Source organism: Streptomyces sp. WMMB 714 (assembly GCF_900090125.1).
Classification (GTDB): domain Bacteria; phylum Actinomycetota; class Actinomycetes; order Streptomycetales; family Streptomycetaceae; genus Streptomyces; species Streptomyces daqingensis.
Map to the genome: position 1 here is coordinate 63,724 of NZ_FMHJ01000020.1, position 11,735 is coordinate 75,458.

At 73.2% G+C, this 11,735-nt stretch carries 9 protein-coding genes and 1 pseudogene; 8 read left to right on the forward strand and 2 right to left on the reverse strand.

Annotated elements, in window-relative coordinates:
* Positions 1-254: 254 nt before the first annotated feature.
* Positions 255-1,985, forward strand: coding sequence for a DNA repair helicase XPB (locus H181DRAFT_RS27370; RefSeq protein ID WP_045867124.1), 1,731 nt, complete (start codon positions 255-257; stop codon positions 1,983-1,985).
* A 17-nt stretch (positions 1,986-2,002) separates the two neighbouring features.
* Here the strand turns inward: H181DRAFT_RS27370 and H181DRAFT_RS27375 are convergent.
* Positions 2,003-3,076 (reverse strand): annotated as a pseudogene (locus tag H181DRAFT_RS27375) (glycosyltransferase 87 family protein); the annotation flags it as partial.
* Positions 3,077-3,514: 438 nt separating this feature from the next.
* On the opposite strand from H181DRAFT_RS27375, the gene H181DRAFT_RS27380 reads away from it, so the two are divergent.
* From H181DRAFT_RS27380 to H181DRAFT_RS27395, 4 genes are all read left to right on the forward strand, one after another.
* Positions 3,515-5,518 (forward strand): HelD family protein, encoded by a 2,004-nt coding sequence (locus H181DRAFT_RS27380; RefSeq protein WP_254666988.1) that lies wholly within the window; start codon positions 3,515-3,517, stop codon positions 5,516-5,518.
* A 343-nt stretch (positions 5,519-5,861) separates the two neighbouring features.
* Complete coding sequence (locus H181DRAFT_RS27385; RefSeq protein ID WP_045867126.1) at positions 5,862-6,872, forward strand: LacI family DNA-binding transcriptional regulator; 1,011 nt, start codon at positions 5,862-5,864, stop codon at positions 6,870-6,872.
* A gap of 140 nt (positions 6,873-7,012) precedes the next feature.
* Positions 7,013-7,804, forward strand: a complete 792-nt coding sequence (locus tag H181DRAFT_RS27390) for a VOC family protein (RefSeq protein WP_045867127.1) — start codon at positions 7,013-7,015, stop codon at positions 7,802-7,804.
* 96 nt (positions 7,805-7,900) lie between these two features.
* Positions 7,901-8,533 (forward strand): GNAT family N-acetyltransferase, encoded by a 633-nt coding sequence (locus H181DRAFT_RS27395; RefSeq protein ID WP_045867128.1) that lies wholly within the window; start codon positions 7,901-7,903, stop codon positions 8,531-8,533.
* A gap of 90 nt (positions 8,534-8,623) precedes the next feature.
* Here the strand turns inward: H181DRAFT_RS27395 and H181DRAFT_RS27400 are convergent, their stop codons facing one another.
* A complete protein-coding gene (locus H181DRAFT_RS27400; RefSeq protein WP_045867149.1) occupies positions 8,624-9,430 on the reverse strand; it encodes a copper homeostasis protein CutC in 807 nt (268 codons plus the stop codon).
* A 169-nt stretch (positions 9,431-9,599) separates the two neighbouring features.
* Between H181DRAFT_RS27400 and H181DRAFT_RS27405 the strand changes: the two genes are divergently transcribed.
* The 3 genes from H181DRAFT_RS27405 to H181DRAFT_RS27415 all read left to right on the forward strand — a co-directional run.
* Complete coding sequence (locus H181DRAFT_RS27405; protein WP_045867129.1) at positions 9,600-10,298, forward strand: HD domain-containing protein; 699 nt, start codon at positions 9,600-9,602, stop codon at positions 10,296-10,298.
* 301 nt (positions 10,299-10,599) lie between these two features.
* The gene (locus H181DRAFT_RS27410) at positions 10,600-11,175 is read left to right on the forward strand and encodes an RNA polymerase sigma factor (protein ID WP_074468073.1); all 576 of its coding nucleotides are present in this window, start codon (positions 10,600-10,602) and stop codon (positions 11,173-11,175) included.
* Positions 11,165-11,735: hypothetical protein (locus tag H181DRAFT_RS27415; RefSeq protein WP_045867130.1), on the forward strand; the 571-nt coding region annotated here is incomplete at its 3' end. The genes H181DRAFT_RS27410 and H181DRAFT_RS27415, both read left to right, overlap by 11 nt.

Below are 11,735 nucleotides of genomic sequence, written 5' to 3' on the forward strand. Positions count from 1 at the left end.
CGCCCCGGACACGGTCTCGTGGTCACGCATCTCACACGGACCACTACACCTCGTGTTTGGGCGTATTACCGTATAGACCTCGGAGCTTTGCGCGAGGCCACACGCACGGCAGGCGCCCGTGTGGCCGTGCGCAGCCGCCACGACACCGAAATGCGCTCATGGGGCACACTGGACGATTGACCCGTGTGCCGGAGCCGGCCGCCCGACGGCCGCCCGACCGCATCTCCCGCAGTCGCGAGACGGAGGAAACGCGCGTGAACGGTGGTCCCCTGATCGTCCAGAGCGACAAGACGCTGCTTCTGGAGGTCGACCACGAGCAGGCGGACGAGTGCCGCCGCGCCATCGCCCCCTTCGCGGAGCTGGAGCGGGCGCCCGAGCACATCCACACCTACCGCCTCACCCCGCTCGGCCTGTGGAACGCGCGGGCCGCGGGGCATGACGCCGAGCAGGTCGTCGACGCTCTCGTGGCGTACGCCCGCTACCCCGTACCGCACGCCCTGCTCGTCGACGTCGCCGAGACGATGGCCCGGTACGGGCGGCTGCGGCTGCTGAAGCACCCCGCGCACGGCCTGGTCCTGGAGAGCAGCGACCGGCCGGTGCTGGAGGAGGTGCTGCGCTCGAAGAAAGTGCAGCCGCTCGTCGGCGAACGCGTCGACCCGGACACCGTCGTCGTGCACCCCTCGGAGCGCGGCCAGATCAAGCAGGTGCTGCTCAAGCTGGGCTGGCCCGCGGAGGACCTCGCCGGCTACGTCGACGGCGAGGCGCACCCGATCGCGCTGCGGGAGGAGGACTGGGCGCTGCGCCCGTACCAGCAGCAGGCCGTGGAGAACTTCTGGCACGGCGGCTCCGGCGTCGTCGTCCTGCCCTGCGGTGCGGGCAAGACGCTCGTCGGCGCGGGGGCGATGGCGCAGGCGCAGGCCACGACGCTGATCCTCGTCACCAACACCGTCTCGGCCCGGCAGTGGAAGTCGGAGCTGGTGCGCCGCACGTCGCTGACGGAGGACGAGATCGGCGAGTACAGCGGCACGAAGAAGGAGATCCGGCCGGTCACCATCGCCACGTACCAGGTCGTCACGACCAAGCGGAAGGGCGTCTACCCGCATCTGGAGCTGTTCGACTCGCGTGACTGGGGCCTGATCGTCTACGACGAGGTGCATCTGCTGCCGGCGCCCGTATTCAAGTTCACCGCGGACCTCCAGGCCCGCCGCCGCCTCGGGCTGACCGCGACGCTCGTCCGCGAGGACGGCCGCGAGTCCGACGTCTTCTCCCTCATCGGGCCGAAGCGCTTCGACGCGCCCTGGAAGGAGATCGAGGCGCAGGGCTACATCGCCCCCGCCGACTGCGTCGAGGTGCGGGTGAGCCTCACCGACTCGGAGCGCCTCGCGTACGCGACGGCCGAGACGGAGGAGAAGTACCGCTTCTGCGCGACGACCGACAGCAAGCGCCGCGTGACCGAGGCGCTCGTGCGGCAGCACGAAGGGGAGCAGACGCTCGTCATCGGCCAGTACATCGACCAGCTCGACGAACTGGGCGAGCACATCGGGGCGCCCGTCATCAAGGGCGACACGACCAACAGGCAGCGCGAGAAGCTCTTCAACGCCTTCAGGGAAGGGGAGTTGAGCACCCTCGTCGTCTCGAAGGTCGCGAACTTCTCCGTCGACCTGCCGGAGGCGACGGTGGCCATCCAGGTGTCGGGGACCTTCGGGTCGCGGCAGGAGGAGGCGCAGCGGCTCGGGCGGGTGCTGCGCCCCAAGGCCGACGGGCACGAGGCGCGCTTCTACTCCGTCGTCGCCCGCGACACCATCGACCAGGACTTCGCCGCGCACCGGCAGCGCTTCCTCGCCGAGCAGGGCTACGCCTACCGCATCGTCGACTCGCACGACCTGCTGACCGGTGCGCCCGAACCGGCGGCCGAGGCCGGTTCTCCCGAAGCGCCCGGCGCCCCGGACCCGTCCGGGGGCGGGGCAGGGCCGGAGGCGGAGTAGCAGCGGGCCGCGACGCCCGCGAGCAGCACGGCGGTCAGCAGCGGATACGGCGAGGCCAGCGGCTGCGCCCACCACGGCAGCCGGAGGTCGAGGGTGCCGTGCTTCGGCACGAGCCACAGCGTGCGGGCGCTGAAGACGGCGTACACGGCGACGGCGGCGCCCCGTCCCGCCGGCTCCGCCGCGATGAGGACGAGCAGCGGCACGCACCACACCCAATGGTGCGACCAGCTGATCGGCGAGACCAGCAGGGCCGTCAGGGCGGTGACGAGCACGCCCCAGCCCTCCAGGCCGTGCCGGCGGCGCAGCAGGCACGCCAGTGCCAGCCCGGCCGCCGCCAGGACGGCGGCCGGCACGAGCCACAGCATGCCGGGCTCCGCGGTGTGCGCGACGCGGGCGGCGAGGCCCTGCAACGACTGGTTGTCGACGATCCAGGCCTTGCCGACACGGGTCGTCTCGAAGATCCGCCTCGTCCAGAACTCCCGGCTCGCGTCCGGTAGTACGAGCGCTCCGAGCGCCGCGGTGCCCGCGAAACCCGCCAGAGACGCGAGGGCGGCCCGCACCCGGCCCGTCAGCAGCAGGTAGACGGCGAAGACGGCGGGGGTGAGTTTGACGCCCGCCGCGACGCCGACGGCGATGCCCTTGCCGCGTGCGCCGTCGGGCCGTCCCAGGTCCCACAGGACGACGCAGGCCAGCAGCAGGTTGATCTGCCCGAAGAGGACCGTCTGGAAGACGGGTTCCAGCCACAGGCCGGCGGCGGTCGCGGTCAGCAGGAGCGGCAGGCGCACCTCCCGTCCGCCCGGTACGGCGGTGAAGCGCAGGGACAGATGCACGAGCAGCACCAGCAGGACGAGGTTGCCGGCGAGGAACGCGGCCTTCGCCGCACCGAAGGAGAGCCAGGCGAGGGGAGCGAACAGCAGCGCCGCGAACGGCGGGTAGGTCGCCGGCAGCTTCCAGGCCGTGACGGTGAAGCCGTACAGGTCGGTGCCGCGGGAGACGGCCTCCCCCTCCGCCCGGTAGACGTGGACGTCCGCCATCGGAAGGCCGTGGACGGCGCACACGGCGGCGAACGCCGCGAGGGAGAGGGCGAGCAGTACGGCCGCGTGCGGCTTCCGTCCGATGCAGGCGCCGAGCCCTGTCCTCAACTGTGGCGACTCTCCTTCAGGGGGCCCGGGCCCACTCGCGGCCGGGGCGTGTCGTCTCCTCCGGCGGCAGACCATAACTCCGCGGGTGGAAAACGGTTGGCACCCGGTCCGGCCGCGCCGCTAGGATTCCGCGTCTGCCGCCTCCCGTGCCGGGAGGCCCCCGGCCGCTCGGAAACCGGCCGGTGCTCTGACCTCTCCGCGACGCACCGTCAGCACCTGCTGCCCCCGCCGCGGACATCAGCACCGAACATTCACCGCGTATCCGCCGGAGGCAACACCGTGTCCGCCCCTGCCCAGCCCCAGCACGACTCCACGAACGGACCCGGCTCCGGCCCCCTCGACGGGCCCGGCACGGACTCCGGTCCTCTCGGCGCGGAACGCCGCCATCTGGCCACGTCCCGCGCCGCGCTGCGGGCCATGCGCGAGGAGGCCGAGGCCCTCGACATCGCGGACGTCGCCGCGAACTGGGTCAACGCGCAGACCCTGCGCAACGACGTGGAGGCCCGCATCAAGTCGCTGGCGGACCTCGCCGGGACACCGCTCTTCTTCGGGCGGCTCGACTACCTGCCGCACGCGGCCGTCGCCGAGGGCTCCGAAGGCGGCGACGTCTTCCACATCGGACGGCGCCACGTCCACGACGCGGACGGCGACCCGATGGTCGTCGACTGGCGGGCGCCCGTCTCCCAGCCCTTCTACCGCGCCTCGCGCAAAGACCCCCAGGACGTCGAGCTGCGGCGGCGGTTCGGCTACTCCGGCGGGGAGTTGACGGCGTACGAGGACGAGCGGCTGAGCGACCCCGGCGAGGACGAGAAGACGTCGCAGCTGCTCCAGCGGGAGATCGAACGCCCCCGCGTGGGGCCCATGCGGGACATCGTCGCGACGATCCAGCCCGAGCAGGACGAGATCGTGAGAGCCGGGGTGGAGGGCTCGCTGTGCGTCCAGGGCGCGCCCGGTACCGGCAAGACCGCGGTCGGGCTGCACCGCGTCGCGTACCTGCTGTACACGCACCGCGAGCGGCTCTCGCGCACCGGCACGCTCGTCATCGGCCCCAACGCCTCCTTCCTGCACTACATCGAGCAAGTGCTGCCCGCGCTGGGCGAGATGAGCGTCCGGCAGGCGACCGTCGACGACCTGGTGGCGCACGTCCCCGTACGCCGGACGGACAGCGCCGAGGCCGCCCGCGTGAAGGGCGACGCCCGCATGGCGCAGGTGCTGCGGCGGGCGGTGCGTTCGGGGGTGGTGCCGCCCGAGGAGCCGTGCGTGGTGGTGCGCGGATCGCGCCGCTGGCGCGTTCCCGCGTACGAACTCGCCGAGATCATCGAGGAGTTGCTGGCCCGGGACATCCGCTACGGCGCCGCTCGGGAGGCGCTGCCGCAGCGGATCGCCCACGCGGTGCTGGTCCGTATGGAACAGGCCGGCGAAGCCCCGGACGACCGCGTGCAGGACGCCGTGGCGCGGAACGCGGCCGTCAAGGCGGTCGTCAAGTCCTGCTGGCCCGCGGTCGATCCGGCGAAGCTCGTGCTGCGGCTGCTGTCCGACGCGGACTTCCTGGCGCAGCACGCGGACGGCGTCCTCACCGACGAGGAGCAGCGCACCGTGCTGTGGCCGAAGCCCGGGCGGGGGGTGAAGTCCGCACCGTGGTCGCTCGCGGACGCCGTACTCGTCGACGAGGCCGCCGACTTGGTCAGCCGAACGGCCTCGCTCGGCCACGTCGTCCTCGACGAGGCGCAGGACCTGTCGCCCATGCAGTACCGCGCGGTGGGGCGGCGCTGCTCGACCGGCTCCGTGACGGTGCTCGGCGACATCGCGCAGGGCACGACACCGTGGGCCACGCCGAGTTGGGACGAGGCCCTGCTGCACCTGGGCAAGCCCGGCGCGGCCGTGGAGGAGCTGACGCTCGGCTTCCGCGTGCCGCGCCAGGTCATCGCGTACGCGTCCCGCCTGCTCCCGCAGATCGCGCCCGAGCTGGAGGAGGCGACGTCTGTCCGCGAGTCGCCGGGCGACTTCGCCGTGCGGCGCTGCCCGGCCGAAGGACTCGACGCGGCCGTCGTCGACGCGTGCCGGGACGCGCTGGAGAAGGAGGGCTCGGTCGGCCTGATCGCGGCGGACGCCCGCATCCCGGCGCTGGCGGAGGCGCTCGGGACGGCCGGCCTGCCGCACCTGGAGCCCGGCACGGAGACCAGCGCCGGCTCCCGCCTCACGCTCGTGCCCGCGACGCTCGCCAAGGGCCTGGAGTACGACTACGTGGTGCTGGACGAGCCGTCCGCCGTGGTGGACGGCGAGCCCGACCTCCGCACGGGTCTGCGCCGCCTCTACGTCTCGCTCACCCGCGCCGTCTCCGGGCTGACCGTGGTGCATTCGGCACCGCTGCCCGACGCGCTCGCCGGCTGAAGCCCGCCCGACGGCGCGGCCCGGCCCCGGCCCGTTCCGTCCCGCTCCCGGCCAGTTCCGGCTCGCCGGCTGACGTGAGCGGAACGTCGAGCGTCGAGCGTTGAGCGTCGAGCGTCGAGCGTCGAGCGTCGAGAAATCGATTACAAGGAGCCTCGGGTATACGGCGCCCGACGGGCAGCTCCCGACCGCTACTCTCCGTCCTCACTGCGCTCCTCAGGGCGAAGAAACCGGCCTCAAGCCTCTGAAATCCATTTCACGCCAGTAGGGTGTCCCCCGCGGGAGGGCCCGGAGATCGCCCGTGGCGGTCCCGCGGCCGGAGGACGCGACGGCGTGAAGGAGTCGGGTGGCAACGATCAGCGACGTGGCAAGCGCCGCCGGGGTCTCCCCGGCGACCGTCTCCCGCGTCTTCAACGGCGGCCGGGTCACCGCAGACCGCGCGCAACGCGTCCGCAAGGCCGCCGCCGACCTGGGGTTCTCCCCGAACCGGGTGGCCCGCTCGCTGCGCACGCAGCGCGCCAGCGTCATCGGCCTCCTCGTTCCCGACGTGGAGGACCCCTTCTTCGCCTCGCTCGCCCGCGGCGTGGAGGACACCGCCCTGCGCAACAGCCTCTCCGTCGTGCTGTGCAACACCGACGACGACGTCGAGAAGGAGCGGCGCTACCTCGACGTCGCGCTCGCCGAGCAGATGGCCGGCGTCATCGTGGCCGCCGCCTCCCGCACCCGCACGGACCTCTCCGGCCTCGTCGCGCGCGGCATGCCGGTCGTCGCGGTCGACCGCCGGCCGCGTGCGGCCGAGGTGGACGCCGTCACCGTCGACGACCGGCACGGCGCCGAGGACGCCGCCGTCCACCTCCTCGAACGCGGCTACGAGCGCGTCGCGTGCATCGCGGGCCCTGCCGGCACCTCCACCTCCGAGGACCGGCTCGCCGGCTACCGCTCGGCCATGCGCGACGCCGGCGCGTCCGACGAGCAGATCCACGACCGCACCCGGCACGGCGACTTCCGCGTCGAGGGCGGGCACGCCGCTATGCGGGAGCTGCTGGCCCTGCCCGAACGCCCGGACGCGGTCTTCGTCGCCAACAACCTGATGGCGCTGGGCGCGCTGCAGGCCCTGCTCGAGGCCGGCGTCGAGCCGCCCGCCTTCGGTGTCCTGTCGTTCGGGGACCTGCCCTGGGCGTCTCTCGTCCGTCCCCCGCTGACCACCGTCCAGCTGCCCTCCTACGATCTGGGCACCTCCGCCGCCGAACTGCTCCAGGACCGCCTCGCCGGGTCGGGCAAGCCCTTGCAGACCGTCGTGCTGCGCACGGTGCTGCGGGTCCGCGAGAGCACGCAGGGCCCGGTTCCGCACGCCTGACCCGGCGGGGGCCCGCCCGGCGCGTGCCCGGCCACCGCCGGGCCCCCGCCGCTCGCCGCGCGAGAGCGGGCGCGCGATGCGACGCTGGGCCGTACAGGGGACGGACCGGCTCGTGTCCGGGATTTGCGGAGGGAATCACCATGATCACCACTGACTTCTCCACAGGCGCTCCGTGCTGGCTCGACATGGGCGTCAGGAGCGTCTCCGCCGCGAAGGAGTTCTACGGCGGAGTGTTCGGCTGGACGCTGGAACGGTTCGGACCGGACGACGACGCCTACGGCCTGTTCAAGAACGACGGGAAGACGGTCGCCGCGGTGGGCCCGCTCGACGAGGACGCCCGTTCCGGCTGGATGGTCTATTTCAGGACGCCCGACCTCGACGAGACGGCGGAGGAGGTCCGCCGGCTCGGCGGCACCGTCCGCATGGGGCCGTCCGAGGTCGACGACCAGGGGCGCCTGGCGCAGTTCAGCGACCCCCAGGGCGGCCGGTTCGCCGCGTGGCAGCCGGGCAAGACGCCGGGTCTGGAGAGCGTGGACGAGCCCGGGTCGCTGATGTGGGTCGAGCTCTACACGACCGATTCCGGCGCGGCCAAGGAGTTCTACAAGCGCCTCTACGGGTGGCAGTACAGCGAGATGCCCGTCCCGGACGACCCGGACACCACGTACGTCATGATCACTCCGGCGGGAGAGGAGCAGGAGCGCATGCACGGCGGCCTGATGCAGGTCCCGCAGGAGGCCCTCGCCCTCGCCGGCGGCGACCCGTTCTGGCACCCCGTCTTCCACGTCACCGACTGCGACGGCGCCGCCGCCAGGGTCGGAGAACTCGGCGGCAGCGTCGTCATGGGGCCCCAGGACACGGAGGGCGTCGGACGCATGGCCGTCTGCCTGGACCCCTTCGGCGCCGACTTCGTCGTGCTGACACCCTCCATGTGACGACCGCTCTCCGCCGCCGCACCACGGGGTGACGGTCGGGGGTGCAGGCAGCGGAATCGCCTCCCGACCGGGCCCGCGACGGCATACCGTCGTGCGATGGCGTCAGCGGACCGGGAGTTCCTCCTCAGCGGCCCCCGGGTGGGGATACGGCATGTGACCTGCGACGACCGCGCCGAACTCTCGGCCCTCGCACGGGAGAGCGCGGAGCTGCACCGGCCGTGGGTGCCGCAGCGGGACATGAGCCGGGAGGCTTTCTCCCGATACGTCGCCCGGTTCGATGAGCCCACGCACGAGGGGTACATGGTCTGCCTGCGGCACGACGGGAGCATCGTCGGCGGCGTCAACGTCAACAACATCGTCAGGGGCAGCCTCCAGCGCGGCACCCTGGGCTACGCCGCCTACGCGCCCACCGCCGGACGGGGGTACATGACGGAGGGGCTGGGGCTCGTGATCCGTTACGCGTTCGGGGAGTTGGGGCTGCACCGCCTGGAGGCCGACATCCAGCCGGAGAACACCCGCTCGTCGAAGCTCGTCGCACGGCTGGGCTTCCGCCTCGAAGGGCACTCCCCCGCCTTCCAGTTGATCGACGGGGAGTGGCGGGACCACGACCGGTGGGCGATCACGCGCCAGGACCGGGAGCGGACGGACGGGCGGCGGGCGGACAGACGGGCAGGCGGGCGGGCGGATGTCGGCCAGGGGCTGAGCCCTCGGAGGCTTGACGCGGACTGAGCCCCAAGGGCTGCGGTCCGGCGGGTGGGACCTTGCGGCTGAATACGGGCCGCGGCCCGGAAGCCGCAGTGGGACGCGGTGGCCGGGGGCTCAGCCGTCCTCCAACGTGGCGTCCAGCTCGCGGCGCCAGGCCCGCACTCTGTCGGCGTCCACAGGGCTGTCCCATCCGTTCGGGCGCGCGGCACCGCCGATGTGGAACGCGGTGATCCCGGCCGCGGCGAGTGCGGGGACGTGGTCGAGGCGGAGCGCTCCGCCGGCCAGGATCCGCGCCTCGTAACCCGGTTCACCGGCCCTGGTGCGTGCTGCCTCCGCGCGGAGCACGTCGAGTCCTGCGTCGACTCCGGCCGGCGACCCTGCCGTCAGATAGGTGTCAGGGGCGCTGCACGTCGCCGTCCCCTGCGGGGCCGCACCGCCCGCAGCCGCGGGCCCGGGGTCCGCGCGCCGTTCCTCGTCGCCGCCGGAACCCGGCGGAAGCCCGGCGAGCGCGCGGCGCAGTCCGGCGCGGTCGGCCGCGCGGTCGATGGCGCGGTGGAACGTCCAGGAGCAGCCGCCGACTTCGTCCGTGACGGCCGCGAGTGCGTGCAGGTCCGGCCGCCCGCAGCCGTCGAGGAAGCCGAGCACGAACTCGTCGGCGCCTTCGGCGCGCAGTCCGCGTGCCTGCTCGCAGAGCCGGGCGAGCGCGCCGTCGTCCCCCGCCGTGAATCCGGTGGACGCGCGCAGCATGACGCGCAGCGGCAGGCCGACGGCCGCGCGGACGCGGGCGAAGGTCTCCCGGTCCGGGGTGAGGCCGTCGGAGGCCATGTCGGCGACCAGTTCGAGACGGTCGGCCCCTCCGGCCTGCGCCTCCCGCGCGTCGTCGGGTGTCAGGGCGATGACCTCGAGGATTGGTCTAGACATGTTCTGCACTCTGCCACACCTCCGATCTCCCGGGAAGGCGACATCGCGCCGCCGGTGAGCCGCCCGCCGGCCCGGCCGAACCCGGAAGGGGCGTCAGGGTCCGTCCGCGGAACCGCGCCTGACCCGGCCCCGGCCCGTCCCGCCCCACCGGCGGAGGGAGAATCACGCCATGCCAACCGACGAAACCGCTTCCCGTGCCACGCGCGAGCGGCTGCTCGCCGCATGGCGCGCTCTTCTCGTCCGGGTCAGGGACGGCGAGGTGGAGCCGCCGCCCGAGCCGTACGGCGAGGACCTGATCGCCCGATGGTCGGAACCCCAGCGGCACTACCACGGCGTCGACCACCTCGAAGCCGTACTCGGCCGCGTGGACGAACTGGCCCCCCACTCGACCGGCGCGGACGCCGACACGGTGCGCCTGGCGGCCTGGTTCCACGACGCCGTGTACCGCCCCGACAGGAGCGAGAACGAGGAGCGCAGCGCCTCTCTCGCGAGGCGCGCGCTGCTCGAAGCCGGGGTCGGCACGGGCCGTACCGACGAGGTCGTCCGGCTCGTACGCCTCACCGTCACGCACGATCCCGAACCGGGCGACGCCGACGGCGAGTTGCTGTGCGACGCGGACCTGGCCGTGCTGGCGGGCACCCCCGCCGAGTACGCCGCCTACGCCGACGCCGTGCGCCGGGAGTACGCCTTCGTCCCCGAGGAGCGCTTCCGTGCGGGGCGCGCCGGCGTACTGCGTCAACTCCTCGGCCTGCCCGAGCTGTTCCGCACTCCCTACGCCCGGGAGCGATGGGAGGATGCCGCCCGCCGCAACCTCACCACCGAGCTGGGGCTGCTCGGCTCGCAGACCGGGGAGGACGGGCCGGGTTGAGGAACCGCGCGGAAGGCCGGGGAGGAACGCAGAGCGGAACGCTGTGAGGAAGGTGCTGTGAGGACGGTTGGGAGCGAGGCAGGGGCGAACGCACCGAATGCACCGGACGCAGGGAGACGATCGGTCGAAAGCGGGCGGACTTGCGGCCTCCGGTGGTTCCCACGACCCTGAACTGCCAGCCTGTCAGGGCGCAGCCGAGCCCCAGGGCCCGGGCGGCCGGGAGCACCATGACGAGGCACGACGGACTTGACGCACCACCACACCACCCAGAGGCAACCCACCACGGAGGGTCGCAGGCCACGTGGTCACTACTTCCGACACCGGCAACGAACCCGGCCCCTCGTTCGACGACGTCTTCTGCGAGCTGCTGCACCGGCTGTACCGGAGAGCGGCGATGCTCGCCGGATCGCGCCAGTCGGCGGAGGACGCCGTCCACGAGGTGTATCTCAAACTGGCCGCCCGGCCCGAGCGCTTCCTCGCCCACCCGGAGCCCTACGCCTACGCCTTCTCCTCGCTGCTGAGCGTCCTCCGCGACGGCTGGCGGCGGGAACGGCGCCAAGTGCTCGTCGCCGACGTCGAGTTCGCGGGGGACCCGGGCGCGGCCTCCACGGGGCCCGGCCGCCAGGCGGACGACGGGGGCCTGGAGCGCAGGGCGTCGGAGCTGGAAACCGTGCGCCTGCTGCGGCAGTTGACGGTACGTCAGGCAGGTGTCGTCGTCCTCGTCGATCTGGACGGCTACACGATCGACCAAGCCGCGAAGATCCTCGGCCTGCACCGGGGCACCGTGGCGCTCACCCGGAGACGGGCACTGGACAAGCTGCGAGGCGCGTTCCCACAGCGCGCGGGCCGCTCGAGAGGAGAACGGCATGCGTGCTGAACGCGAGGAGACGGCGCGGGCCCTGCGCGAGCGGCTGCGGTCCGCCGACGCGGAGATGGAGGTCCCGGACGGCCTGTGGGAGAGGGTGCGCGCCACGCGCGGCGACGACGTCACCGTCGTACCCGCGCCGCCCGTGCGGCGGCGTCCTGGTCCGCTGGTGCTGATCGCGGTCGCCGCGGCGGCGGTGGCCCTCGTCGTCAGCGGCACGTGGTGGCTGGTCTCCCCGGCGTCCGGTCCGGCGCCCGGGGAGAGCACGGCGCCGCCGGCGGGCCCGGGCGGGGGCGCCGTCACGCTGCGCGTGTACAACGTCGAGAAGCCGTGCCGGGACCTCCGCACCCTGGAGTGCTCGCTGCGGCTCGCCAGGAACCCGTACACGCTCTACGCCGATCCGGACAACGCGGCGGGCCGCGTCTGGCACGGCGACCGTCTCACCGCTGACTGCGTCGTCACGGACGGCAGGCTGGTCACGGACGAGAAGGGCATCTCCTCGACGCGCTGGTACCGGGTGGAGAAGGCGGAGGGCGGTGACGGCGGCCGCCTCCGGGGCTGGCTGCCGGGGG